The organism is Arenibacter hampyeongensis, from assembly GCF_002909255.1.
GTDB lineage: Bacteria > Bacteroidota > Bacteroidia > Flavobacteriales > Flavobacteriaceae > Arenibacter > Arenibacter hampyeongensis.
In genome coordinates this window covers 806965-833940 of record NZ_PIOB01000001.1, presented here as the reverse complement: position 1 = coordinate 833940, position 26976 = coordinate 806965, and the positions used below count along the sequence as shown (strand labels likewise).

Here is a 26976-nt window from a genome sequence, read left to right as displayed (position 1 = left end):
TTAGTTGAAAACAGGCCATACATGGGCTGTACTACTTTGAACTTCGGCAAAGAGTAGCGCCTTATAGATCTTATTCCGTTTTATCTGTCTTCTTTGCCTCCGGTTTTTCATCAACTTCCCCAACTTCCTTGCCTTTTAAATATTCCGGCAATTGCATCCCCGCCATATTGAACATCTCTTGTAAGGGAGGAACGGATTTGTACATTCCCGAAATAAAATTGGCGGTGGAACTCTTGCCCTCTTCTGTTTTCGCGCCCGAATCCCAGACGGTAACCTTATCGATCTTAATATTTTTAATGGCCTCTGCCTGTATCCTAACCAATTCCGGTAATTTATCGGCAATCAATAAAAGCACCGCATCCTTAGGATTATTGCCTGCAGCTTTTACTATTTCATCCAGACCCCGTGCCTGTTTTGTAAGCACTTCCAAAAGTCCCTGCGCCTCTGCCTGTGCCTTGAAGAGAATGGCATCTGCCTCTCCTTTCGCCCTTCTTCGAATTCTTTCGGCTTCGGCTTCCGCATCTATTTCCACTTTTTTCTTATCTATCTCCGCAGGCACCACAATATCGGCCATTTGAGAGCTACGGACCCTTTCCGCCCTTGCCAATTCCGCATCCTTTTCAGCGGCATAGGATTCCTCCAATGCCTTGGCCGATTGTACTTTTTCCGATGCAATCGCTGTTCTCTCGGCCTCAGCTTCCCTTTGTCGACGTAATGAATCCGAATTGGCGACTGCAATCTTTGCCGTATTCTCACCTTCCACGGCCTGAGCGTTGGCAGCAGCCACCTGGGTACGTTCGTCCTGTACTGCATTGGCCTCGCCAATGGAACCATCCCTGTTTTTCTCGGCCACCGATTTACGTGCGGCGTTAATAGCATGTGCCGCAGCCTCTTTTCCCAGTGCCTCTATATATCCCGATTCATCTACAATATCGGTGATGTTTACATTGATCAATTTAAGACCTACTTTCTTAAGTTCGGACTCGACACTTTGGGAAATATTGGTCAAAAATTTATCACGGTCAGAGTTAATTTCTTCAATGTCCATAGACGCTACCACCAAACGCAATTGTCCAAAAATTATCTCTTTGGCCAAATCCTGAACTTCCTGCATCCCTTGTCCCAATAATCGCTCCGCGGCATTTTGCATAATTCCGGGTTCCGTAGAAATTCCAATGGTAAATCTAGAAGGGACATTCACCCTAATATTCTGTTTACTCAAGGCATTCACCAAATTTACCTCAATGGAAATTGGGGTAAGATCCAAAAATTGGTAGTCTTGGATAACAGGCCATATAAAGGCGGCCCCCCCGTGGATACAGCGGGCAGAATTTCCTGTGCCCACTTTTCCATACACCACCAAAATTCGGTCGGACGGACATCTTTTATACCTTCTTATAAAGGATATAACGATGATAAAAAAGAATAGAATTGCAAAACCTATGGCAAGCAATGAGGCACTTCCGCCCATCTGTAATGGCAATGATAGCATATGGTTATTTATTTAGTAATTCAACAATTAATATTCCGTTATCCGTAACTTCCTTCACCCTGATAACATTACCCATCACCAAATCCTTATCCTCGTCGGTCAAAGCGTCCAATTCTCGTAGTGATCCCTGCACGGTAATACTTACCTTCCCTATTTTCGATCTGTTAGCACCCAAAGTAAGATACACTTCCCCAGTCTGGTTCAGGGCATTTTTTAATATAAGGGTACCACTACTTTGAAGTTTTCCCAAATAATAAAAAAGTCCGGCCATGGCCAACATCATCAATAAACCACAAATTACAGAGATCAATACGGTCAACCCTTTGGACAAGCCTCCTTCGAGACAGGCAATTCCGGACCAACCAAAAATGGTCAAAAACCCAATTAGGTTTTTAAAAGATAAAAATTGAAACCCAATACCCGTATCTCCTTCTATCTCTACATCAACATCACCCTCCAAGGTATCGGAGTCGCCTCCTAAAAAAGTTAGCACCAACAGAACTATGAATATAACCGATGATATTCCAGCCACTGCCCAATAAATTTTCTCGAATAACGATAATGGTTCAAACCATTCTTCCATGGTAAATTATAGTCTTGGTTAGTTGGGTTAAGATAGTAACTTTTATGGATTATCATAAAAAACCTAGGTACATTTTGCATACAAAATATCCGCTGGACCAAAACAAATGGTATTCATTTTAGCGCTACTTCAACATGAGTGGTTTGTTAAACCGTTCTTAGGAGAATACTCACCGCATTGCCTCCAAAACCCACCGCATTGATCATTACTTTATTGATCTGTTTTGGCATAGCATCGTACTTTACAAAGGGCACTCCTATAAACTCTTGGTGCTGCAACATTAAAACCGCCAATTCCAAACTCAACATCCCGGAAGCGCCAAAAGAATGCCCCAGTTTCCATTTATTGGTGGTCATTGCCGGCACATCTGCTCCAAATACTTTACTTATGGCCCTTACTTCGGACAGATCGCCTTTAATGGTGCCAGGGGCATGTAATACTATCACATCCACTTCCTTGGGATCCATCCCTCCCAAGGCCATTTTCATGGATCTTTGAAAACAGACGGCATCGGAGGAAATGCTAATATTGTGTTCCAGTATTTCGGTGGCGTACCCCAGACCTTCAATACGGGCAAGGGCATTACCCGGGTTACCTTTCTCCAAACAGGCCATGGAGGCCGCTTCGCCTAAAACCATACTGTTCTGTTTCTTGTCCAAATCCAAGGCGCGACAAGGATAACCCTCGGGGTCGTTGGTTGCAAACCGCGAATAGACTTTTAAGGCCTTCATCTGTGCAATGGTAAAAGGCGTCAACGGTGCCTCGCTACCTCCCACCAAAAATTTATTGGCCATACCACTTTTAAGCCAGGCAACCCCATTCAAGAGGGAATGCAGGGCAGTGGAACAGGTAATGGAATGTGATATTTCGGGGCCCTGTGTCTGCAGATCATGGGCCACCCAGGAAGAAATATTCCCCAAAGTGGTAGTTGGTGAAGATAAGGTTGAGGCCTCGCCATTTTGGATAAATTCGCTATGGTACTTTTCAAAAAGTCCGGTAGCCCCTCTAGATGATCCAATGTTTACTCCAAAATCACCATCCTTCCAACCCGCCTGACTTATGGCTCCCCTAGAGGCATAAATGGCAAACAGCACGGATAGATCCAAGTTTTTATACTTGGAATCGGAATTTTTCAATACTTCTATATTCTGTCTTGCATCCTCCGTTAAGGAAGATCCCCAAGCCCATACCGTTCCATAATTTTTTAGCTGTAGAAAATGGTCTTGGCGTTTATAATTTTCCCAAGTCTCCACCAAGGAAATGCCTAGGGGTGAGATGGACGATATTGCCGTGATATAAACAGGTTCGTTCTGCATAGGTTAAAAAGAATTAAGAACTTCCTTTATACTGTCGTAGATTTTTTGCATTTGTTCCTTGGTGGTAATATAGGGGGCCAGTATGTAAATGGTATTTCCAAGAGGTCTAAGAAAAACACCCGAATCCATAAAATGCCTAAAAAGTTTGTCCCTTACATTTCCATAGCGCTCCATGACAATATTAAGGTCCAGGGCGTAGATAATCCCAGATTGCCTTGTGGCAGCTACTTTTGGATGATCCTTTATCTCGGCATTAAACTCTTGGTGCCATTGAGTAATTTGTCCTATATTTTTTTGAATTTCATCTGATGTCAACAATTCAATTCCCGCCAAGGCTGCAGCACATGCCAGTGGATTTGCTGTATAAGTATGGCCATGGAATAGCCCTTTCGCAATATCATCACTGTAAAAAGCATCGTAAACTTCCTGGGTACAACTGGTCACCGCCATGGGCAGCATTCCTGCCGTCAACGCCTTCGACATGCATATAATATCTGGCTTTACCTGCATATAATCTGAAGCAAAGTGTTTCCCCGTCTTTCCAAATCCCGTCATAACCTCATCAGCGATGGCCAATACGCCATGGGATTTTATCACTTTTAAAATACTCTCCAAATGTTCTGCCTTGTGCATTTTCATGGCTGCAGCTCCCTGGACCAAAGGCTCATAGATAAATCCGGCAATAGCATCAAGCGCTATGGTATTTTCCAATTCATGCAACAGGCTTCCAATATTTTCATCCGTAGGAACAGGAATCCTTTTTACATCAATAAAATAATCTTCAAAAGGGCCGTTATATACGGATAAACCCGAGACGGACATCGCACCAAAAGTATCCCCATGGAAACCATCTTCAAATGCCAATAAAACAGATCGCTTTTTCCCTAGATTATGATGATACTGCAAGGCCATCTTTATGCCTATTTCAGTTGAAGTGGAACCGTTGTCCGAAAAAAATAATTTTTCTTGATTGGATGGCAATAAAGATATCAACGCCTCAGAAAGCGCAATGGCCGGTTCGTGTGTAAATCCACTAAAGACTACCTGATCTAACTGTTGCATTTGAGCGTAGACCTTAGCTATTATGGCATCATTGCAATGACCGTACATACAGGTATACCAAGAGGATATCCCATCTATGTATTCCTTGCCCTGTTCATCATACAATACAGCTCCCTTAGCCTTGACAATGCCAAGCATTTTAGGATGTAGCTTATGTTGCGTAAGTGGGTGCCATAGGTGCTTTTGATCCCTTTCCGAAAGATTTTTCAATTGAATATCCTTTTTAAATAGAAGTGCAAAGATGGGGAATAATGACTAAAAACACTATCCCGATTCCATTTCATTAAAGGGAAAAACGAAACGATAATCCCTAATAATTCCTAAGAATTATTTTATTGTCCATTGAAATTACAATGCCATAAGTGCAGGACGCAATTCTGCAGCGTACTTCTTAACAATTTCCTTGGTCAAGGATGCTTCTTGCCCAATTCTGCCCAGCACAGGGACTCCTGTAATCTTGGTAATTATATCCTCGGATGCGGCATTAGGTTCCCCATTAAAAAGGACTGCCACATCATAACCTTTTAACAAAAGCCATTTAATGGTCAAAAGGGAATGATTTATACTTCCCAAATAATGCTTTACCACTACGATCACGTAATAGGTCGGCATAATAATATCCAGCATGGTATCCGAATCGTTTAGGGGTACCAATACACCACCTGCCCCTTCGATTACCATATGGTTCTCAGTTTTGGGCTCATTTATCTTATTGTGGTCTATAAAAACACCCTCCAAAGCCGCGGCCGCATGTGGGCTTATAGGCGCCTTTAGGGAATAGCTACTCTTATGTATTACAGTTTTGGTATTTGAAATTAATTCGGAAATCCTTTCACTATCGGAGTCGTCTCCAGTTTGGACGGGTTTCCAATAATCTGCCTCCAAGGCCTCTACCATAACGGCAGAGGTTATTGTTTTTCCCACATCTGTGGATATGCCTGTTACAAAAAACTGCTTCATTCTAGTTTGGTTCTGTTATAAACTCACAATTTAGACATTTATACTTTCTTTTTTCAAAAAAAGGGAAAAGTTTATAAAATAGCCCTCTCCTGTTAAAATATATCTCCATTCTTTGGGCCTTGCAATTGGGGCAGCTTCTTAAATTACCATGATCGTCCATAGCATAAGACCTTATTTCATTGTAAATTTCAGTAGCTCTTTCTTTGTCGGAATAATACACTTGTAACTTTACTCCACCTATGGCATTACTGATCAGCGGATCGGAATTAAGGGTGTTCTCATCCCGAAGGAAAACCGGAATACCGTCCGACACCAAGCGCCCTTTTAATATTTGCACATCGGCAACATATTCAAAAGCGGCTACGGTATAAAATTCTTGATTCGCCATGCTGTTAAAATAAGTTGGACAATTGTAAAAGCACCTTGCTAATTTCTTTTTCTGTATTAAAACTATGCAAACAAAATCTCAAACGCTCCTTCCCTTTTGGAACGGTGGGCGACATTATAGGTTTTACATCAAATCCGTTTTCCTGTAATTGCTGCGACCATTTTTTCAGCTTTTCATTGCCTTCCACCAAACAACAATGTACGGCAGAATTACTTGGAATAAAATAGGATTGAAGGTTATGGGCCTTCAATTCATTTTTAAAAAAATCAATATTGGTCCTAAGCTGATTTTGCCCCCCTTTTGTTGCGGCTATATGTTCGCAGGCCGACAGTATCGTCGCCAAGGAATGCGGTGGCATACCCGTTGTATAGATAAAACTGCGTGCAAAATTCACCAAATAGCTCTTAAGGGCATCACTCCCCAAGATGGCCGCACCATGGCAGCCCATTGCTTTCCCAAATGTGACTATCCTGGCAAATACCTTGTCCTGCAATTGCAGTTCATTCAATAGACCCTCTCCCTTTTTACCAAACACTCCAACGGCATGGGCTTCATCAATTACCAAATTGGCTCCTTTGGCCTTGCATGTCGCTACCAAAGCCTCCAAATCCGGTGAATCCCCATCCATGGAAAAAACCGACTCCGTAACCACGTAAATATCACTATCTGTTTTGCCTTCCCGCAAACGGTCTATCTGTCGATTTAAATCCTCCACCGAATTGTGTTTAAACTTATAACTTTGTGCACGGCCCAAACCTATGCCATCTCGAATACTAGCGTGGGACAGTTCGTCATAAAAAACAACATCTGTCCGTTGGGGTACGGCACTAAAAAATCCGATATTGGCATCGTAACCAGAATTGAAAACCAGTGACGACTCTGAACCAAAAAAATCTGTCAAAAAATCTTCCAATTCGCTATATAGTCCGTTATTACCCGTTAAAAGTCTTGATCCAGTAGCCCCGTTGGCAAGGACACCCTTCTTTTGCAAGATGTTGGAGGCATTTTTGAATATGGCCTCATTTCTGGCAAATCCCAAATAATCATTCGAGGAAAAATCGATCAAACCATTGGGTATGGGCAACTTCCGAAGGGCATTGTTAGCCTGTCTTTCGGTGAGTTTTGCCGACAATTTTTTTGGGAATTCCGTCATATTACAAATGTAGCATATCCTGTATTTAAATAGTATATTCGTGATAATAATGACTTGGAAAAATAATAATTTAGGAGCGTTGCAATCAGCTGCGTTCTCAATTTTAAAAATATTTATCGATCTTGAAAAGTATGAAATATAGAATCCTAAGCCTTTTATTTATTGCCAGTTGTATAGGCCTACAAAGTCAGACCAACCGCTATACCATTTCCTTTGAAAATGCCGTACATCACGAAGCGGAAATAACAGCATCCTTTCCACAGCTGGATCCCGGGGTACTATCGGTACGTATGGGCCGTTCCTCCCCCGGCCGTTATGCCCTGCACGAGTTTGCTAAAAATGTATATAATTTTAAGGCAACCGATAGCAAGGGAAAAACCTTGGAAATCAACAGACCCAATCCCTACCAATGGGATATTAGCGGCCATGATGGGGAAGTGAAGATAAGTTATACCCTTTTTGCCAATCGTGGGGATGGCACCTATGCGCAAATTGATGAGACCCATGCCCATTTAAATATCCCGGCTACCTTTATGTATGTGACCAATTTGGAAGATCGGAAAATAGAAGTGGACTTTAGGGTCCGGGAAGACCTCAACTGGAAAGTGGCCACTCAAATGCCCAAGGTTATGGGCAATACCTATACTTCGCCCAATTTACAGTACTTTATGGACAGCCCTACGGAAATCAGCAATTATGGACTACGCCAATTTACTGTGGATACTAATGGCCAGCAACAAACCATAGAATTTGTATTGCACCACAACGGTACGGAAGCGGAACTGGACACCTATTTTGAGCAGGTAAAAAAAGTGGTTTTGGCCGAAAAAGACGTTTTTGGCGAACTTCCCTCCTACGATTATGGGACCTACACCTTTTTAGCCTGCTATATTCCCAACGCTTCCGGCGATGGTATGGAACATAGGAATTCTACCATTCTTACCGATATAGAAGGTTTGGCCCAAGGTGGAATGAAGAACAATATAGGCACCGTTGCCCATGAATTTTTTCATTGCTGGAACGTGGAACGTATTCGGCCCCAGGCTCTGGAACCCTTTAATTTTGCCGAAGCCAATATGAGCGGAGAACTTTGGTTTGCGGAAGGTTTTACCAGTTACTACACCAATTTTATCCTTTGTCGCACAGGCATCATTACTCCTAAGGAATATGTAGAGGGCCTTACGAGCACTTTCAACTATGTTTGGAACTCTCCGGCCAGACAATTCTTTAATCCCATAGAAATGAGCTATCAGGCACCCTTTGTGGACGCCGCCACTTCCGTAGATCCTGTAAATAGGGACAACACCTTTATCTCCTATTATTCCTACGGCAGTGTTTTGGGATTGGCCTTGGACCTATCGTTGCGACAAAATAAACTGAACTTGGATGATTACATGAAATTGGTCTGGCAGACCTATGGGAAACAAGAAATTCCCTATACGCTGTCCGATCTGCGTCAAACTTTGGTACAATACGCCGGAAAGGAATTTGGAAATCGCTTTTTTGATCAATATATCCATAACAGTGAAATGCCAAATTATGAGGAGCTGTTCAAATCTGTTGGCATAGTACTAAAGCGTGCCACTGACAAACCTTATTTTGGAGCAAGTATCAACTTCAACCAATTTGGGGCGGGCAATATTCAACGGAATACCGTCATGGGAAGTCCGGCTTATACCGCAGGGCTGGAGTATGGGGATGTGATTACCTCAATAAACAATTTCCCCCTCACTTCTAACCAGAGTTTTGGGGAATTAATTGGATCATTTAAGGTAGGGGAAAGTGTACAAGTAGCCTACACCCGATTTGGCATTCCAAAATCCACCACTGTTGTTTTATCTGCGGATCCTACCTATACGATAGAACTAATGGAAAAGGATGGTGAAAAACCCAGTAAACAAGTACTAAAAAATAGAAAGGATTGGCTAAAAGTGGAATAAGATGGAGGTAGTCTTTAAGAGCTGTACCAAGGACAGCGAATTACAACAAATACTAGAACTACAACAAAAGAACCTGATCACTAACCTAGGTCCTGGCGAAAAGGAAAAAGAAGGTTTTGTGACAGTATCCCATACTTTGGAACTCCTGACAGATATGAATACCGCCTGTCCACATATCCTAGCCAAGGACCAAGATAAAGTGGTGGGCTATGCACTATGTATGCATCCACGTTTTGGGAACTATATAGAGGTATTAAAACCCATGTTCAAGGAAATAACTTCTGTAGTGCCCAAAGCGGAACCCTATATGGTAATGGGGCAAATATGTATAGACAAGGAGTATCGGCGGCAGGGCATTTTTAGAAAGCTGTACGATACCATGAAAAACACCCTTCAACCCCAGTTCACCAGCATCATCACAGAGGTGGATGCCACCAACCTGCGTTCATTGGAGGCGCATTATGCGGTGGGGTTTAAAGATCTAAAAACCTATAGCGCAGGCGGACAGGATTGGAAATTGATTGTTTTGGGGCAAGGGTACAATCTCGACAAAGGTGAAAAGTGATGGCTTATTCACTGAATACACACACTATATGTAAAGACATATAAATTTCATATTTTTGCTATTTTTATATCTAATTACATATAATTTTATATATTTACTTGATTTTATATTTAATTGCATATAATGGTACAATTGGCTGAATTTGTAAAGGAACGCAGAAAAGAAGTTAGTCTTACACAAGAGGAATTTGCCGAACGTGCAGGTGTTGCGCTGACTGTAATCCGTAAAATTGAACAGGGTAAAACAAATTTGAATCTGGAAAAAGTGAACTTGGTACTCCGCATGTTTGGACATGTATTAGCTCCTGTGAATAATAAAGAATTGAGTAAATGAGACGTGGAAGGGTATATTATAAAGATCGCATGGCCGGTATCATTACAGAAACAAATGAAGGGGAGTATGTTTTTGAGTATGAGAAACAATATGTGAAAGATCATCACAGCGATTTCATCACATTCACCATGCCAGTAACCAACAAACCCTATAAAGATAAGCGGCTCTTTCCGTTTTTTGAAGGATTGATTCCCGAAGGCTGGCTATTAGATATTGCCTCCGAAAACTGGAAAATCAATCGGAATGATCGCATGGGATTATTACTGGCTTGTTGTCAGAATTGCATTGGTGCTGTAAGTGTTGAACCAATTTCTGAAATAGATGGAGAATAGATGTCTATATTGTTACAAATCTGTAGAGAAAGGGAATGATTTTCATGAGAAATGTTCGTTAGCATTCTTTGGAACGCCAACTCCTCCATTAATAGAGTACTCGTTGAATCAAATGAGTGTACTAGCCAAAAATGTGGTTGAACGAAGTGTCTCAGTACCAGGTGTTCAGGCGAAATTATCAATGACCTTAGTGAATGAAACTAAAGGAAGATCAGACTACCGCCTTACTGTTGTAGGTGCTTTGGGAGGACAATACATTTTTAAGCCCCCATCTGATCGCTTTCCTGAAATGCCTGAAAACGAACATGTAACAATGCGAATAGCCGAATCCTTCGGAATTAGGGTAGTACCAGCCTCATTGATCCGACTTGCTTCCGGAGAACTCTCATATATAACGAAACGTGTTGACAGGACGGAAACGGGAGAAAAGATTCACATGATAGATATGTTTCAGATTACCGAGGCATTTGATAAATACAAAGGCTCGATGGAAAAAGTTGGAAAGGCCCTTCACAATTATTCGAGTAACACCTTACTGGACAAGATCTTTTATTTTGAATTGGCTTTATTTAGCTTTTTAACAGGTAATAATGATATGCACTTGAAGAACTTTTCAATGATGGAAAATGCTTCGAGATGGGAACTTGCACCGGCCTACGACTTACTTAATGTGGCTATTTTAAATCCTGAAGATGAGGAAGAACTTGCACTTACACTTGCCGGGAAAAAGAAAAAGTTTAAACAGGAAGATTTTACGCAATTAGGAAAAGGCATGGGGCTAAATCCTAAGCAAATTAAAAACGCATTTAATCGAATAATCAAAAATAAGCCCAAAGCGGTTGAATGGATAAATAAATCATTTCTATCTGCGAAAATGAAAGAATCCTACTTGAGTATTCTTGATAATAGATATGATATATTTAAGAACAACTAATCATAGGCTGTATTCATTATAGCTTTAGATCTACTAAAAAAATGAAAGCCAATTGCAATTATCTAAACCAACAATGAACAGTCCTGGGCTTTCATAACATGTCATTTTTGCCTATCCCTTTGATGTTAAATTCCGGCCAAATTCCTTCAAAAAATAATAAACATCTTTCAATACCACCATATAACAAGAATAATCTGATAATAAAAAAATTAGAATACTACAAAAAATAGGAGGTATTTCATCGAAAAAATTATGTTAAAATTAAAATTTTAACTTATTTTTAAAACTCTAAGAACACGCCATTGTTCAAACTTATATGCCCCTTTGTTATGTGCTGTACGTTTGGTTTTTCCCAGAGTATCAATTTTGACCAATTGGGCAAAGAAAAATGGGTGCGGTACAATGGAGGGATCGCCGCAAACGCGGTTTACTATGATGGTTCCACGAACCGACAGGATTTCACCTATTATTTAACGGGTAATCTCAATTTCAATTTAGCCGGACTTTATAATATTCCACTTTCGTTCACCTACTCCAATCAAAATTTCAATTTCCCAAATCCTTTTAAATTCAATCGTTTAAGTCTTCACCCTTCCTACAAATGGGCTACCGCACATATTGGGGATGTTAGTATGACCTTCTCCCCTTACACCTTAAGTGGGCACCAATTTAGCGGGGGCGGGTTCGAGTTGAATCCCGAAGGAAAATTCCAGATAAGTGCCATGTACGGTCGCTTCTTGAAAGCAACGGAATATGACCCCGAAGAACCTAGATCACTTACTGCATATAAACGAATGGGATACGGGATTAAAACAGCATACGATTTCGATTTTATGAAATTGGGAATTATTCTTTTTAAGGCCTCCGATGATGAATATTCCTTGGAAAATAATTTCCCGGCAGAACTTGGGCTTTCCCCAAAAGACAATGCCGTACTCTCATTCGAATCTGAATTCCGATTTTTGGACAAGGCCCAAATAAGAATTGAGTATGCCATATCTGGGGTAACCGAAGATGCTAGGCTAACCGATACCCCTACATCCAATGGTCTGCTCTCTTTTATGCTAAATGAGAATATTAGCACCAATTATTACAATGCCTTAAATGCTTCTTTTTCTTATCCTGCGGGTAACGGCACCGTGGGCGCCGGTTATGAGCGTATAGATCCGGAATACAAGACGCTGGGCGCCTATTACTTTAACAATGATTTGGAGAACATTACCCTTAATGCAAGTCAGACCCTCTTTAATAACAAAGTAAACCTCAGCATAAATGCTGGAATTCAACAAGACAATCTGGACAATGCCAAGACATCTGACCAACAACGAATTGTAAGTGTTGTTACCCTCAATTATACAGCATCGGAACGTTTGGGCATCAATGCGGGATACTCCAACTTTCAATCCTACACCAATATTCGAGACCAATTCGATTATATCAACCAAGTTGGGGAATTCGATAATATAGACACCCTAAATTATAGACAGATATCGCAAAATGCCAATCTCGGTATAAATTATATTCTAAAAAAGACGGAGAACAAACAGCATAGTACTAACCTAAATTTGGTCTACCAAAATTCCAATAACCAACAAGAGGGTGAAAATATAGCCGGAGGCAACAATGCCTTTTATAACGGTATGGCCGGGTATACTCTTGGTTATCCCAAACAAAACCTGACCGTTACCTTAGCCGCTAACACCTCCTACAATGCAATTGGTGAAACAGACAATAGCCTTACCTTGGGCCCAACATTGACAATAGGGAAACAATTCTTTGAAAAACAACTCCGCACGCATCTCTCTACCTCTTTCAACACTTCCTATACCAATGGCCAGCAACAAAATAATATATACAATTTTAGATTGGGTAGCAATTATGCCCTATTGGAAAAACATAACCTCAGCCTAAATTTCTTGGCACTATTTCGCAATTCCACCTTAAATACGGGACGCGACCTCACCGTAACCTTTGGTTATAGTTATGCCTTTGATAACTTCAAACTGAATTTGGAGCCTGGAGAGCGCGCCCCTCGGGTTAACCCACTTGGTATCAGCGAAAACATCTTGAGTTTCCGCTACAGAAATGTAACCTATAGTGGTACAATTCCAGAGCTGAACCGACAACTTACTACAGTTTTCCAAAGTTCTCAATTTGAGGATATCCCTCAATTCAAAAAAAATGAACTAACGCTTTTATTGGCTTTGGTGAAAGATCAAAAACAAGAGCAGCCCTACAAAGAAAATGCTATTACCTTTTTAAAAGAACTTTACTCTTTTGAAGATTTCTTGGCCACTTATAATGATGCATTATTTGCCGTTATACAAAAAATTAAGTTTGATATGCGCAAAATAGACCTCACTCTGGAAAATAGCTTTGTGGAGACCAAGGTGAAAGTGGACGAACACCCGTTGAACAAAAAAGACTGGGAAATAGAGGTCCCTGAAGAAGAAAAATCAACTTTTAAGGCCCTTTTGGCAGAACAGGAAGAACGCTTACAAAAATTAGTTGGCCACCGCTGGATGCAGAGGATTTTCATTGAATTTAATTCTATTGATGTTGTTCAGGAACCAGCTGGATATCTAAGGGATTTTAAACAATTTGCATCAGTAAAATCATTCGAGATATTTGATAATAGCCAAGATGTGGATGAATTGGAAGATTATTTAGAAAACGGGATTATTGATTTTTATTACAAAAAATCCTTGGGCCTTGTAAATCCTGATGATTTTGAATTGAATTATATTAACAAAAACTAAGGCCCTTACCCCCCTAAAGGCCAGAAATTTATTATCCAACCGGATATTAATATTGTATGGCAAAACTATTACGATTGTATGTTTTTATTTTTTCCGTTTTTAAAGGGGATTATCCCTTTAAAAGGTGGTGTGCGAACATATGGCATATAATATATATTTCTTTTGCCAAAAATAATTCCTTTGACCCTTATAAAATTTTAGCCCTAAAATGTAGTGGATTTGGGAGGGTTTTCTTGTGGCTTCTGTTAATAGCCAACTGCTTACTGGCTAGCGCACAATCTTTTCCTGTACAATTAATTCCCCAGGTAGCCCCACCACCGCCCATATACTTTTCGCAATATGCCGATGCCAGTACAACAAACAGCCCGTTACGGCTTCAAATTATACTAAACGATTTAGAAATCAACAATCGTGAAATACGGCTAAAGGCCTATTTTCAAGGAAATGGAATTTCATTCCAGAGCAATGATGTAGTAGTTGGCTCAAGTCCCTTGTTTTTAGAAGGCGGTGTTCCCCTGGTATTGACCAACGTAGAATTGGCGCCATATTTTCGCTTTGAAAATATTACGGGTATTTCGCCCAATGTCTATGGACAAGTTATTCCCGAAGGGGCATATCAGTTTTGTTATGAGGTGTATGAAGTTCTTACCGGCAACCGCCTTTCCCAAAAAAGCTGTGCCATAAGTGTAGTCTTCCAGAACGAACCTCCTTTTCTAATATCCCCAAGGAACAAGACCCTTGTTGCCGAGAACAATCCGCAAAACATTGTATTTCAATGGACACCCAGAAGTATTAACGTTAGCAATGTGGAATATGAGCTAAGCTTGGTAGAGATTTGGGACACCCAAATAGACCCGCAAGCCGCTTTTTTAAGTTCCCCTCCCGTTTTTCAAACTACCACTACCTCCACCACCTACGTATATGGTCCGTCCGACCCTCTTTTGCTATCTGGCAAAAACTATGCTTGGCGGATACAAGCAAAAGCCAAACAGGGTGCCGAAGAAATTGGACTATTTAAAAATCAGGGATATAGTGAAATTTTCTCTTTTAGCTATGCAGGGTCATGCGATTTGCCAGTAGGTATAAACCATGAAGTAAAAGGCAGCACCAATGCCAATATTTTTTGGGATGATTTTACGACCGAAGTGCCCGAATTTACGGTTCGGTATCGGCAAAAAAATGTACAAGATGCCGAATGGTTTCTTTCCAAGACCACTACTAACCAGCTTACCCTTTGGGACCTAAAAGCAGGTGCAACCTATGAATACCAATTGCAGAAAAAATGTGTTGTTACAGGTAGCGAATGGAGTGTGACCAAGCAGTTCACCACCTTTTTAGCCGATAATGAAGCCAGTGTATACCAATGTGGCATAACCCCCAATTTTAGCCTGACGAATAAAGAACCTCTACCTAAATTAAGTACAGGAGAAAGTTTTGTAGCCGGAGATTTCCCTATACATGTTTTGGAGGTTAGTGGAAGTAACGGACGGTTTACGGGCAAAGGCTATGTCACCATCCCTTATTTGAATAGTATAAGAGTAGGCGTAAAATTTACCAATGTGCTGATCAATACCGATAAGCAAATGTCCGAGGGTACCGTGGTTACGGTCTATGACCCCAACTTAGCGAGTATTCTGGATGTGGATGAGGTAGTGGAGACGATGGATACCATAAGTGATTTAGTTGCCGAACCTTTCGAAGGAGATAATGACCTTGATGAAATGCGGGTCAACTTTATGATTCCAAGAGACAGTGTTGGAAATTACATTAAAATAAAGGACGGAATGGTGACCATAACCAATCCGGAAAATGGAGCCTCTATTTCGGAACCTTTGGGTGATGACAAGGTAGTCGTTGATGGTGAAGGCCAGGTCTATCATATTGATGCCAGCGGCGAGATTAGAGAAGGAGGTCAGATTGATGCTGGAGGTGCTGTAACTTCCAACAATGTGGAAGGCATATCCACGAACGGGCAACTGGAACGCTTAACGGCAAAAGATATCCAGATTATATTCAAAGAAGTGCCGGGCGATTTTGGTTTTGACGAGATACCTAGTACCGCAAATGCCAGTATAAAAAAGGAATACACCACCATACTAGATGCCGGTGGTAATAATTACACTTTGGCTCATCAGGCCGTTGAAAAAGGCCAGACAGCTTATGTTGATGCCATAATAGAACAAACAGGCAGCAACCAATATGTATTGGATAGTATTGTATTTAAAACAAAACAGGGTGAAAAAATCCCTGTTGAAATTAGAGGCAGTAATACTATTCGGCTAACCCTCAAAGGTCGTTACACTTTCGAGAATGAAATCATCTATGCCGTAGTGCCCTCCAAAGCGGACAGGACCAAACAACTAACCGCCGGGGCCTTTACCCTTTGGCATTTGACGGACAGACCCGTAGATGTTGTTTTAGTTTCCGTGAGCGGAGGGAACGTGAACGGATTGGCAAATGAGGTAGCTAAAATCTTTAAAAAGGGAGTTGCAACGATTAACATAGAAACGCAGACCGCGAGTGCCGAACTAGACCTAGCAGTATTGGGAGATAATGCCCGTTTGGATATTGGCGATAGTGGTTGGCTTACCAATTACAATGCCGAACAACAAGCAGTCATTGCAGACCTCAAAAATAAAATCGATTACAATATTAATAAATACTATGTATTTGTTTTTGGTAGCGGAGTCAAACCTTCCAAACCTATAGGCGGATTTATGCCTTTACAACGACAGTTTGGTTTTGTATTTACCAGTAACGACAATCAAAATGCCGATGAAGAGGGTAAAGGAGAGTTAGCTAAAACCATAGCTCATGAAATTGGTCACGGGGTTTTTGCACTACAACATCCTTTTGATCTATATGGAAAGGAGATCGAAGGCAAAACCGGATGGCTGATGGACTATGCCAACGGTTCGCTGCTCAGTCATATGGACTGGAAACAATTACACAATCCTAAGTTGAAGTTTTATGTTTTCCAAGATGATGAGGATGGGGATATTACCTCCTCAGATATAGCTTTCGAACACACCGATTTAATACAAATCGATAATGTTTCAAATAAGAATAACTCTTTAGTATATGTTTCCCCCGCTGGCATACCTGTTGCATTGCCTAAGGAGGCAATTCCTGCATTTTATAAAGTTAAAAGCAAACCTATAACGGCTTATGGAGTTTTAGCTAGTTTCTCAATTCCAGATGGGCCTGCTAAAGGAATTTATCTTGGATACAATCGAGAATCTAATTTTACAGGATATAAAAGGGCAAAGGAAGATGAGCCATATCAGTTTCCGGAACTTCCGGACAATAATAATATAATAGTAAGATCTATAGATAGTGGCTTGGGCTGCTCCCACTTAATGTTCGAAGGTAAATTTATTCCCATTGATATTAATAAAACGGGGACTGGGCCTCTTGTTACCAAATGGGATTTTGATGGGCCTGCAGATCTTTTAAAAATACAAGATCAAAACTACGAAACATGCCTTCGCAAAATTGATTATTCCTCATTTACGGAGTACATTTTTGGTTACTATAATTACTACGGAAGTGGTGGGTTTTTAAGATTGTCGCAATCTACAAATGGAGGTTTGGCATATATATACACTATTGCTGATGGTGAAAATGGTCAAGTTCAAACATATCAATATAACAAGGGCAATGGATTATGGCAGTTGATAAAAGAACCCTTTTATGATGTGAATACCACCGAAGACCTTAAATATCTTTTCGGTAAGCTTTATTCTTCCGAAGCTGGACATTTATTATTGGATACAGCAGGTATGACACCAGTTGCAGGTGAACTCTTTGATGCCATAAACGGTGCATGGTACACATGGGAAGGAGACGGGCAAAATGCAGCTATCTCTTTTGCATCCACCATACCTCTTGTATATGTCACAAGTGTTAAAAACATTGGTAAAATAATAAAAATTGGTACTGGAAACTATTCGTTATTGAAATTCTCCGACAACGCTACCAAACAAATAGGAGAAATCATAAAAAAATTGAAATTTGATGAAACAGTTTTTAAAGTTCTAGATACGGATTTAGCCAATATTGACTTTGCAAAGGCTGTTGCCAATAATCCCAAATTACTAGAGGCCTGGGAAGTATTGAGAAGGGTCAATGTGGATGGCACCATTAGGATTGGAAAAAACGGAGAACTCAAACTGCTGAGCAAATATCTTGATAATAACCTGCGAAAGAGTGTAGATGATATAGTCCAAGATATTATGCATTCTGGAGGATATTCCAAATGGGCTGAAATATTGGATAATCCCAGTTCCAACTTATCGATATTTCTAAATGATACTTTTGTTATTACACAAAGAACAGAGGTTATATCCAGTGAACTAACCTCTAAGTTCCCAAACCTGTCAATCGACGAATTGACTGCTATTAAAGTATATACAAGTGATATGTCGAGAAAGGGAGTTAAGATTCATTATGACCTAAATTCTCAATTAAGAGATGGTAAGTTGGACGATTATAACAAGGCATTAAATGAACTATTAAGTTCAGGATTATCTAAACTTTCCAACAGTTTTCATAATCAAGTGTATAGGGGCATTACAGGAGAAGAAGTTAAAAACATTAACAACTGGAAAATAGGGGATAATATAATTTTTAAAGATTTTAAATCTACTTCTACAAGCATTGAAATTGCAGCATATAGGTTCAGCTATCGCTATGGGTATGATGTTGTTTTGGAAATAATAAATGCAAATGGTTCTAACATATGCAAAATATCCTGTCTTCCTGGCGAAATGGAAGTATTATTGTTGAGTGGTCAAAACTTTAAGGTGATCAATATTGTTGACGATTTTCCTATTAATGATCCGTCATTCTCCCAAAAAAATCCCTTTACTAAAATAACTCTAAAACTAATAGACTAATGAAAGATAAACAAATATTAAAGTATATCGATTCTGTTATCGTCAATTTAAAAAAACATTTAAGAAAAGAAATGGAAATTGCAAATGCAAGAGAAAAGGAAAAAATGGAAATGAGACTTGAAATTGTGCAGGAAATCAGGAGAGCTTTCGATTGGGGATTGGCCGAGGAAGATAACAAACAATCAAATCGAATTCTTCAAATAGCTAAATATCGTGAAGAAAGTTTTGACGTCTCCCAGCCATTGCACGAAATTAATTTATACTCAAAAATAAGAGAAGTAATCCCTTATATCCAAGCTGCGAGTTATAAAATCAACAATGAGCAAAAACACCTCACAGAAGATTTACTCCTATTTTGCGAAAATCAAATGGAGATAATTGATGCATCTCCATATAAGAAGAAAATAATATTTCCTACTAAGTTAGAAATTAATGAGGCATTTAGGAGTTACAAAGAAATGATACAACCTAACAAAATACCCAGTTTAAAAGTTTATAAACAACCAGAAGTAAATCAAAAAATTGAAGAACTCTATCAGATGTTTTTGGAACTAGCCCATTAAGATAATTCCCCGCTAGCGCGAGCGTCTCCCAGGTGGCGCCGAGCAACTATACATCAATTATATAGAAAAACAAGATTCAAATTTTCGGTTAACAGTTAAATCCACAAAAGCCAAATGGTAAATCTAAAAAGAATAGAAAATAAACTCCTAGAGTTAGAATGCTTTTTTGAATATACTCTAGATAATACATCACAAATTGATATCAGTAGTTATGGGGCGGGTGCTTCTTATGGTTTAAATACCATAAGAAATATGAAAATTACTCTTAATAAATATATGGAAAAACCACAAAACAAACTTCTTAAACTATTAGATAATGGTTTTAATTCAGTGACCAGAGGTGTGGAGGGATTTAATAACGACAACCTTAATGAAAATTTTAGAGAAGTAAGTATTGGAATTTATGAAATCAGAGAGGAACTAAATGCTTATTTAAGTGATAACCAACTCCCCCGCTAGCGCGAGCGTCACGCCTGTCTGACGGCCAGGCAGGCTCGTGCCGTCAATAGTGAGCAGAACGGTTCAAGAGCAGAAAAAAAATAGTAGTCAATAAAAAAGAATGAGCAGAAAATACAAATTCCAAAACCCCCCCGCTAGCGCGAGCGTCTCGCTCGTGCCGTCAACAGTGAGCAGAACGGCTCAAGATCAGAAAAAAAAATAGTAGTCAATAAAAAAGAATGAGCAGAAAATACAAATTCCAAAACCCCTCAGCAGCCTACTTCGTAAGCTTCGCAACCGTGTATTGGATGGATGTGTTTACGAGACAGATTTATTTTTCAATTTTAGAAAAAGCTGTAGAATATTGTAGAGCAGAAAAAGGGATGGAAGTCTTTGCCTATTGTTTTATGCCAAGCCACGTTCATTTGATTTTTAGGTCCGGGAATGATAATCCTTCGGAACTTTTAAGGGATTTTAAAGGTTTTACCGCAAGAAAAATGATTAAAGCAATCCAAGAAAATCGACAAGAAAGCAGAAAAGAGTGGCTACTATCAATGATGGAGCGAGCGGGTAAAAAAAACAGCAATGTGAGTAGAAGACAATTTTGGCAACAGCATAATAAACCTATTGAACTATGGAGTGGAAAAGTTATAAAACAAAAAATAGATTATATCCACAACAACCCCGTAGAACAAGGATTTGTTACGGACCCAGTGGATTGGAAATACAGTAGTGCAAGGAACTATGAGGATGACCACTCGGTTTTAAAAATAGATAATGAAGGTTTGCATTTGGGAATGATGGAACTATGAAGGACGATGTTATAAATAATCAGGCATATGGGCACGAGCGTGACGCTCGCGCTAGCGGTGAGAGCTGCCAAACAACCAGCCTCTAGTAATACAACTAGTTTTTATTTAAAAGGAGGCGAAGAACAAGTAATTATCAGTTTTGCCCAAAATCAGCAAAATATATCATCAATAACTAAAAGCATAACTTCTGCACCATGGACAAATTAAAAAAGTTATATGAAAAATATCTAAGTGAATTACATGCTGAATCAAAAGAAAAGTTAGAAAGTTTACCTGAATGGAAATTGGACCAGTATTCATCAAATTTTAGCTCAAAAAGTAAAGCTGAAAAAATAAAACACATTCAAGAAAAATTTCTATTAAATGATAGAATCTATTCCACCCTAATTAATGACTTGAATCAATTTGAAAAACCAAACTTTCAGCCTGCAAACTTAGAGATTTTATCGATTGATGATAGACTTCTTGAAGCAAATGGTTATTTAAAAGAGAAAATTTATTCTTTTGTCTCAGAAGTTCAAAAATTGATCCAAGAATAAATGCTTTTAAAACAACTAAATTATTTATTTTTTTTACTTCTAATAATATTTTATCAGGAGAAAAAGCCACCTATACCAAAACCTCGCAAGCGCAAGCTTCACTACTGCCTGCGGAAGACAGGCTCGTGCCGTCCAGAGAAAGAGGGGCAGGAGTAAAAATAAAGAAACAATTAGCCGAAAATGAATTATAACTTTAAAAAACACAGTTCTTAGAAAAGTGAAAACTTTAAACTACATAGTAACATTTGGTTTTATGATAGGCGTAACGCTTGGCATACTATTCATGCTTGTACCGGAATTTTATAGTAAAGCTCAAAAACAAGATGTGTTTGTTTCATTAAACCCCTTACTTGAGTTCAATCTTACCTATTTACCAAATGGTAATTCGTTTGACAAACGATATCTAAAATTGCTTGTTAGGTTCGATAGTGCAACGACATATATAAAGAATTTTTATATACCTGATCAAGAACATAAAAAAATAGAAATATTTCTGTTTCAATTGGGTGTTTTAAAAGAAGACAACATAAGAAAAATAATTCCGCTATCTTTTAGTAATGACCAACTTGAAAAATATAGTACGGTAGAGGTTACCTATCAAAATAAAAGTATTGAGAAAATTAAAATTAACGACCTTTTTTTAAAGGGCAAAAAAATATCAATAATCGAAAGGGCTTTATATTTTTTGCTAACCTTAGTTTTCAGTGTCATAGGTTTATTTGGCATATGGCTTGTTGTAGGTTCGGTAAAACTTCATATAGAACATTTTCAAAAAACTGGTGAAACACTTGAGATTACCAGTTTAATAGCTGCAAAACTTGAAGGGTTTAAATATGTACTTAGAGGTTTTAAATCAGAAAATAAAGATTCAGAAATATGAAAAGAATCCACATAAATATCATCCTATCTTTTTGGTGCAGCCTGCTTTGGGCAGACCCAACCAACTCGCCTCTTGAGACCTGTGCTGAGCCCAGTCGAAGTAGGGGTGGCGAAGCCGGGGTGTGTCTTTCTGAAACCATTATTATTATCTCAAAAGACTCTCTACTTTCAAAAGCAAAAGACACCACCAAACTTAAGAAAGTAGACCCAAATCATTTGGCCCAATTACAGCAGATGGCCATGGCAAGAATGGACAATGCTGGTGAAAGATCCGTTTTCCCTATACCAACGTTGCCTGAGCGTAGCCGAAGGCACAATAGCTCAATGGCAACTACAGAAGTAGAAAAAGCCTTCCGCTCCTTTCCCTCACTTGACCAAAAACTAGTACAAAAAGAAGATTTCAATGTTTCCTTTGCCAACCTTAAACCTGAGTTTACCTCAGATTATATTTCTACTAATTTTTCCAGAAATCCCAAAGCGGACACCTTGGTGGCCCAGGCCATAAGAGCTTTTGAGGCGGTAAAGGAATTGGGCAATTTTGTCGATATTATTACAGGAAAGGAATTATTGGAGCTCCCGGTTGGACTAAGTAAAAAAGACTCGACCTCTGGCAACCGGGTAGAACTGGCCATTACCCAAGTAAAATTTACACCACAATATGCAGAATTCAAGGCCTGGGCAAAAATGATCATTCCCGTCAAAGGAAACAACGGAGAACCTAGTCGTGAAATATATTTTGGGGGTGAAGGCATTAAACTCTCCCATGACGGGGCTCTTTTGGGTGATATGAAATTAGTGCTTTTGGGCGACCAGGCCATTCCCCTTTATGGTGACAACTGGCTACTTACCCTGAAAGGAGGAATAGACCTTGAAAATGGGGCCTTTGGAGACCAATCCTTCGTGGAGTTCGACTGTGCCGGGCTAAAGTCCATTGGATTGGAGGCCGACCTAAGGATTTCAAGAAACATTCTCCTTCCCATTACCAGTGGTGGAAATTATGTATGTGGTGAGAGTAAGGACAATAAATACCTTAAGGATTCTGATGTTGTAAACAACAAGTGCTATGTAGGGGCATCCTTTAGCGTTAAAGCCAATGGTTGGAACGACCTATTGGTAGATGTGTCACTCCCCCAATTTGAAGTTAGGGGATTAAAAGGTTGGGGATTTAATATAAAACAGGTGGTATTGGACTTAAGTGACAGTCGCAATGTATCTGGGATAAAGTTCCCAAAAGATTACAGCGAGGTATTGGTGCATGGGGAGCGAAACCTTTGGCGTGGATTTTATGCCAAGGAACTAAGTATTATGTTACCCAAGGGAATTGAAAATACCAACACATCCGACAAAAGGGTACAATTTGGGGCAGAGAATCTCATATTGGATAGTCAAGGGGTATCGGGCACCTTCTTTGCCGAAAATGTTTTGAAGACTGGGGATGGGTCTGCCGGTAAATGGGCCTTTACTATTGCCGATGTGAGCCTTTCACTCTCCAGAAATTCCCTGACCGGAGGATCCATTGCGGGGGATATTGCCGTGCCTATTTTTGAGAAGCCAATGGACTATACTGGATATATACAACAAGACGGCTACGGTCTGGCAGTTGGCTTAAACAGCAATTATAAAACTCCCGTTTTTTTGGGTGAAATGCAATTGGAGAAAAATTCCAGTGTAGCCATAGATATAAAAGACGGCAATGTATATCCTTCTGCCAACCTATCCGGACAACTGTCCATAGTTGGCAAAATTGGCCAAAAAGAAGGAGAGGAGTCGCCCTCCGCAGAAACGGCCACAAATAGTGGCAAAGGATTTAGTTTTCCGGGTATTGTTTTCGAGGGATTAAAGTTGGAAACAGAACCGGGCGAAAAACCCATCAGTGCCAAAAGCTTTGGATTTGAGGGTGAAATGAGGCTGATGAATTTCCCGGCTTCCGTGGAAAAATTAGAGCTGGTTACACCCAGCAACCAAGTTGGACTTTCTTTTGACCTAAAAATTAATTTGGACGGTGAAGGATCCCATGCCACGACTAGTATGCAAGTAATGGGGAAATTGGAGGACGGTGCTAAAATACAGAAATGGCAATTTGAAAGGGTTAAGGTGAATGGAATTGATATTGATTATGAAAAAAGTGGAATCACCATAAAAGGAGGCTTGGAAATAATGGAAGACCACAGTTGGTATGGTGATGGATTTCGCGGTAATGTTACGGCAACCATTAAAAGTGTCAACATAGAAGTAAAGGGTAAAGCCATTTTTGGAGTGAAAGATTTTAGATATTGGAACGTGGATGTTTGGGCCAAAAACGACGAAAAAAGTAGTACAAAATTTATAATCAATTCTATGGTAGGAGGTATATCCTATCGTATGAAAAAGATTCGCGGTAATGAGGATGGTTTTTCGCCATCTTCAGCCGTATACCGTCCAAATTTGGATTATGGTTTAAGCGTTCGTGCCGGAGTGGATATAAGCACTCAAAATTCGGATACTTTTAGTGGAAAGGCTTATTTGGATATGGCTTTCAACAGTCATGGTGGATTAAATAGAATAGGCTTTACTGGAGAAGGTGCCTTCATGGGCGACAAGACTAGTGGTGGCCTTGACAGCTCGGATTTTGGTGCCTTAAACAAAACATTTGAAAAGGTAAACGATTTTGTAGAGAATAATAAAGGAATAGCAGATCAACTGTCCAAATATGGCAACTTTATGGGACTGGCCAAAGAATCAATTCCCGTCCACGATGTTGCAGCCTCCGGAAAAATCGGTGTCTATGTGGGCATTGAAAAAGATTTTGTAAACCAGACCTTTGATGGTGAGTTTGAACTATATCTGGATTTGGAGGGCGTTAAAGGCGGCGGGGAAAACAACCTTGCAGGATATGCCAAAATGCACACAGGTCCTGAGGATTGGTACATTTATATTGGTACTCCTCAAAAAAGAATAGAACTTTTGTTTCAGGTAGGAGTACAACTTCGGATAGGGGGCTATTTTATGACGGGCACACAACTGCCTTCGCAATTGGATCCCCATCCAATGGTCGTTAAAATTTTAGGGGATGATATGCTCAACAGCAATCGTCAAGAAAACCAGCTACAATCGGGCAAAGGTTTTGCATTTGGACTAAATTTTGGTTATGGCTATAATTTTGATTATTTAATTTTCTACGCCTTTGTAGAGCTGGGAGCAGGCTTTGACGTCATGCACGCTTACTACCCGAATGCAAAATGTGTAGGTCGTCCAGGCCCCATTGGAAACAATGGATGGTACTCTATGGGGCAAGTTTATGCCTATCTATATGGAGAATTTGGAGTGAAGGTAGACCTGGCCTTCATCAAGGGTAAATTCCCTATCGCTGAGGCAGGTGTTGCCGCAATGTTACGGGGTCAATTTCCCAATCCGGCTTATTTTCAAGGCTATGTAGGTATGTACTACAAAATTTTAGGCGGACTCGTTTCTGGTCGATTGCGATTAAAAGTTGAAGTGGGTGAGGAATGTGAGCTGGAAAATATTAATAATGCAGTGGGTGTTCCCATGATATCGGATGTGACACCCAAGGATAATAGCGACAATATTTCGGTTTTTACCGCTCCACAAGCAGTTTTCAATTATGCCGCCAATTCAGATTTTAAGGTTGAGTTTGATGATGGGGTCCGTACTTTCAAATTACGATTGAAGAACTTTACCGTTACTTCGGAAGGAGAACAACTGAAAGGAGATTTGGAATGGAACGATACAAATGATGCCGTAACTTTTAAACCAACTGAAACCCTACCCTCCGAAAAGGAAGTTAAGGTGGTGGTCGAAGTTAGCTTTGATGAAAAAATAGGGGGTAGTTACCAAACTATGGTTGAAAATGGCAAACCAGTTATAGAAAAAAAAGAAATCACTTTTAAAACAGATCGTGCCCCGGATTATATTCCATTGGAAAATATAGCCTATATGTATCCCGTCATTGATCAACAAAGTTTTTATCCGGAAGAATATAACAAGGGATATGTTAAAATGAAAACTCCCCAGAATTATCTCTTCGACAGCGGATTTAAAACAAGGGCAGAGTTTGTTTCTACTGTTAATAATAAGGGCATCCGAACAAATTTGTCTTACGACAAATCAAAAGCAATGGTATTTTATGAAGTGCCAGAAGGCATGTCCCTAAATTCCAATTACAATATAAATTTGCTGACTTTCCCACCAGGGTCGGATATTAAGACCGAAATAATTATAGAAAATACAGAAACCCTTGCCGATCAAGAAAGTGGGGATACAAATTGGTTTGACCCTTCCACCGGAAACCAAGATACGAGAAACGTCTCCGGTAGTGCCGTAGTTTCCAACAAAAAAGCTGCCAATATTACCATTTCCAACGGAGCACCCAAATCCATTTTGAATTATGGCTTCAAAACTAGCAAGTATCCTAGCTTTAAGGATAAAGTGAAGGAATTAACGGTTACCAATAACCTTACTAACTACATCTTTGCAGATGTTCATTCCTTATCCGTTAAGGTGGCCGACTATGAATATTTGGAAAAATTAGAAGTCTTGGGAGGAAAATATACCAATTCGAAACCCTTGGTATACCCCCAAGCAATATTGGACGATTCCTATTATAAAAAGAAAATATACCCTCTTATTTATGAAAATTACCCTCTTGATGGTGACATTAGTGTGAATCGGGACGAAGCTCTACTTGGATTACCCCCTGTCCGTTCCTTTTATATAGGCAATGAATATTTGGCTAATCTAGAGAACAACCCTAATTCATCATGGGTAAAAAACAGAATTCCCTTTGTATATAATTTACCGTATCAGTATAAAGTGGATATGGTCTATTTAAGAGATAAAATCCTAAATAGATATTATGGAAGTGATGGCAATATTTCTCAGTATGAAAGGTACAAATATTTAATTGAAAGCCCCTTTCCTCCCTTGCCCCTAGGTAATTTTAAGGCACAGCTGATTTACCGAACACCAGGTGATATTTATCAAAAAGGATATGAAATAAAATATGTGAACGACTAGCTCACAACTCATTGAAA

General features: G+C 39.7%; 20 protein-coding genes. 13 read left to right on the top strand and 7 right to left on the bottom strand.

What is annotated here, in order from left to right:
* Positions 1 to 70: 70 nt before the first annotated feature.
* From CWD91_RS03305 to CWD91_RS03275, 7 genes are all read right to left on the bottom strand, one after another.
* A complete protein-coding gene (locus tag CWD91_RS03305; RefSeq protein WP_103439500.1) occupies positions 71 to 1492 on the bottom strand; it encodes a flotillin family protein in 1422 nt (473 codons plus the stop codon).
* Between the two features lie 4 nt (positions 1493 to 1496).
* A complete protein-coding gene (locus tag CWD91_RS03300) occupies positions 1497 to 2075 on the bottom strand; it encodes a hypothetical protein (protein WP_103439499.1) in 579 nt (192 codons plus the stop codon).
* Between the two features lie 146 nt (positions 2076 to 2221).
* Positions 2222 to 3391 carry a beta-ketoacyl synthase N-terminal-like domain-containing protein gene (locus CWD91_RS03295; protein WP_103439498.1) on the bottom strand — a complete coding sequence of 390 codons (1170 nt, stop codon included), beginning with the start codon at positions 3389 to 3391 and terminating at the stop codon, positions 2222 to 2224.
* Between the two features lie 3 nt (positions 3392 to 3394).
* On the bottom strand, positions 3395 to 4663 hold the full coding sequence (gene bioA, locus CWD91_RS03290) for an adenosylmethionine--8-amino-7-oxononanoate transaminase (protein WP_103439497.1): 1269 nt from the start codon (positions 4661 to 4663) through the stop codon (positions 3395 to 3397).
* A 138-nt stretch (positions 4664 to 4801) separates the two neighbouring features.
* Entirely contained in the window at positions 4802 to 5413 is a 612-nt protein-coding gene (bioD, locus tag CWD91_RS03285; RefSeq protein WP_103439496.1) for a dethiobiotin synthase, read from the bottom strand.
* Position 5414: 1 nt separating this feature from the next.
* Positions 5415 to 5801 (bottom strand): putative signal transducing protein, encoded by a 387-nt coding sequence (locus CWD91_RS03280; protein WP_103439495.1) that lies wholly within the window; start codon positions 5799 to 5801, stop codon positions 5415 to 5417.
* Positions 5802 to 5805: 4 nt separating this feature from the next.
* Positions 5806 to 6954 (bottom strand): aminotransferase class I/II-fold pyridoxal phosphate-dependent enzyme, encoded by a 1149-nt coding sequence (locus CWD91_RS03275; RefSeq protein ID WP_103439494.1) that lies wholly within the window; start codon positions 6952 to 6954, stop codon positions 5806 to 5808.
* Between the two features lie 131 nt (positions 6955 to 7085).
* Here CWD91_RS03275 and CWD91_RS03270 point away from each other — a divergent pair, with 131 nt between their 5' ends.
* The 13 genes from CWD91_RS03270 (at position 7086) to CWD91_RS03210 (ending at position 26959) form a co-directional block, all read left to right on the top strand.
* On the top strand, positions 7086 to 8894 hold the full coding sequence (locus CWD91_RS03270; RefSeq protein WP_103439493.1) for a M61 family metallopeptidase: 1809 nt from the start codon (positions 7086 to 7088) through the stop codon (positions 8892 to 8894).
* 1 nt (position 8895) lies between these two features.
* Positions 8896 to 9459, top strand: coding sequence for a GNAT family N-acetyltransferase (locus CWD91_RS03265; protein ID WP_103439492.1), 564 nt, complete (start codon positions 8896 to 8898; stop codon positions 9457 to 9459).
* A 123-nt stretch (positions 9460 to 9582) separates the two neighbouring features.
* Positions 9583 to 9792, top strand: a complete 210-nt coding sequence (locus tag CWD91_RS03260; protein WP_103439491.1) for a helix-turn-helix domain-containing protein — start codon at positions 9583 to 9585, stop codon at positions 9790 to 9792.
* Positions 9789 to 10124: a HipA N-terminal domain-containing protein gene (locus tag CWD91_RS03255; RefSeq protein WP_103439490.1), complete on the top strand. Its 336-nt coding sequence runs from the start codon at positions 9789 to 9791 to the stop codon at positions 10122 to 10124. The genes CWD91_RS03260 and CWD91_RS03255 overlap by 4 nt, the downstream gene beginning before the upstream one ends.
* A 112-nt stretch (positions 10125 to 10236) precedes the next feature.
* Positions 10237 to 11058 (top strand): HipA domain-containing protein, encoded by an 822-nt coding sequence (locus tag CWD91_RS03250; protein ID WP_239985632.1) that lies wholly within the window; start codon positions 10237 to 10239, stop codon positions 11056 to 11058.
* Between the two features lie 329 nt (positions 11059 to 11387).
* Positions 11388 to 13817 carry a TonB-dependent receptor gene (locus tag CWD91_RS03245; protein WP_103439488.1) on the top strand — a complete coding sequence of 810 codons (2430 nt, stop codon included), beginning with the start codon at positions 11388 to 11390 and terminating at the stop codon, positions 13815 to 13817.
* 56 nt (positions 13818 to 13873) lie between these two features.
* Positions 13874 to 18715, top strand: coding sequence for an ADP-ribosyltransferase domain-containing protein (locus CWD91_RS03240; RefSeq protein ID WP_103439487.1), 4842 nt, complete (start codon positions 13874 to 13876; stop codon positions 18713 to 18715).
* A complete protein-coding gene (locus CWD91_RS03235) occupies positions 18715 to 19278 on the top strand; it encodes a hypothetical protein (protein WP_103439486.1) in 564 nt (187 codons plus the stop codon). Before CWD91_RS03240 ends, CWD91_RS03235 begins: the two co-directional genes overlap by 1 nt.
* Positions 19279 to 19392: 114 nt before the next feature.
* Complete coding sequence (locus CWD91_RS03230) at positions 19393 to 19737, top strand: hypothetical protein (RefSeq protein WP_103439485.1); 345 nt, start codon at positions 19393 to 19395, stop codon at positions 19735 to 19737.
* Positions 19738 to 19955: 218 nt separating this feature from the next.
* Complete coding sequence (locus tag CWD91_RS03225) at positions 19956 to 20528, top strand: REP-associated tyrosine transposase (RefSeq protein ID WP_103439484.1); 573 nt, start codon at positions 19956 to 19958, stop codon at positions 20526 to 20528.
* A gap of 194 nt (positions 20529 to 20722) precedes the next feature.
* Complete coding sequence (locus CWD91_RS03220) at positions 20723 to 21067, top strand: hypothetical protein (protein WP_103439483.1); 345 nt, start codon at positions 20723 to 20725, stop codon at positions 21065 to 21067.
* 253 nt (positions 21068 to 21320) lie between these two features.
* Complete coding sequence (locus CWD91_RS03215) at positions 21321 to 21947, top strand: hypothetical protein (protein ID WP_157943706.1); 627 nt, start codon at positions 21321 to 21323, stop codon at positions 21945 to 21947.
* A complete protein-coding gene (locus CWD91_RS03210) occupies positions 21944 to 26959 on the top strand; it encodes a hypothetical protein (RefSeq protein ID WP_103439481.1) in 5016 nt (1671 codons plus the stop codon). The genes CWD91_RS03215 and CWD91_RS03210 overlap by 4 nt, the downstream gene beginning before the upstream one ends.
* Positions 26960 to 26976: the final 17 nt, after the last annotated feature.

Excerpts from the sequence above, each read along its gene's own strand:
- CWD91_RS03305 (WP_103439500.1), bottom strand. The coding sequence starts at position 1,492 with ATGCTATCATTGCCATTACAGATGGGCGGAAGTGCCTCATTGCTTGCC.
- CWD91_RS03300 (WP_103439499.1), bottom strand. The coding sequence starts at position 2,075 with ATGGAAGAATGGTTTGAACCATTATCGTTATTCGAGAAAATTTATTGG.
- CWD91_RS03295 (WP_103439498.1), bottom strand. The coding sequence starts at position 3,391 with ATGCAGAACGAACCTGTTTATATCACGGCAATATCGTCCATCTCACCC.
- bioD (WP_103439496.1), bottom strand. The coding sequence starts at position 5,413 with ATGAAGCAGTTTTTTGTAACAGGCATATCCACAGATGTGGGAAAAACA.
- CWD91_RS03280 (WP_103439495.1), bottom strand. The coding sequence starts at position 5,801 with ATGGCGAATCAAGAATTTTATACCGTAGCCGCTTTTGAATATGTTGCC.
- CWD91_RS03275 (WP_103439494.1), bottom strand. The coding sequence starts at position 6,954 with ATGACGGAATTCCCAAAAAAATTGTCGGCAAAACTCACCGAAAGACAG.
- CWD91_RS03270 (WP_103439493.1), top strand. The coding sequence starts at position 7,086 with ATGAAATATAGAATCCTAAGCCTTTTATTTATTGCCAGTTGTATAGGC.
- CWD91_RS03265 (WP_103439492.1), top strand. The coding sequence starts at position 8,896 with ATGGAGGTAGTCTTTAAGAGCTGTACCAAGGACAGCGAATTACAACAA.
- CWD91_RS03260 (WP_103439491.1), top strand. The coding sequence starts at position 9,583 with ATGGTACAATTGGCTGAATTTGTAAAGGAACGCAGAAAAGAAGTTAGT.
- CWD91_RS03255 (WP_103439490.1), top strand. The coding sequence starts at position 9,789 with ATGAGACGTGGAAGGGTATATTATAAAGATCGCATGGCCGGTATCATT.
- CWD91_RS03250 (WP_239985632.1), top strand. The coding sequence starts at position 10,237 with ATGAGTGTACTAGCCAAAAATGTGGTTGAACGAAGTGTCTCAGTACCA.
- CWD91_RS03245 (WP_103439488.1), top strand. The coding sequence starts at position 11,388 with ATGTGCTGTACGTTTGGTTTTTCCCAGAGTATCAATTTTGACCAATTG.
- CWD91_RS03240 (WP_103439487.1), top strand. The coding sequence starts at position 13,874 with ATGGCAAAACTATTACGATTGTATGTTTTTATTTTTTCCGTTTTTAAA.
- CWD91_RS03235 (WP_103439486.1), top strand. The coding sequence starts at position 18,715 with ATGAAAGATAAACAAATATTAAAGTATATCGATTCTGTTATCGTCAAT.
- CWD91_RS03230 (WP_103439485.1), top strand. The coding sequence starts at position 19,393 with ATGGTAAATCTAAAAAGAATAGAAAATAAACTCCTAGAGTTAGAATGC.
- CWD91_RS03225 (WP_103439484.1), top strand. The coding sequence starts at position 19,956 with ATGAGCAGAAAATACAAATTCCAAAACCCCTCAGCAGCCTACTTCGTA.
- CWD91_RS03220 (WP_103439483.1), top strand. The coding sequence starts at position 20,723 with ATGGACAAATTAAAAAAGTTATATGAAAAATATCTAAGTGAATTACAT.
- CWD91_RS03215 (WP_157943706.1), top strand. The coding sequence starts at position 21,321 with ATGATAGGCGTAACGCTTGGCATACTATTCATGCTTGTACCGGAATTT.
- CWD91_RS03210 (WP_103439481.1), top strand. The coding sequence starts at position 21,944 with ATGAAAAGAATCCACATAAATATCATCCTATCTTTTTGGTGCAGCCTG.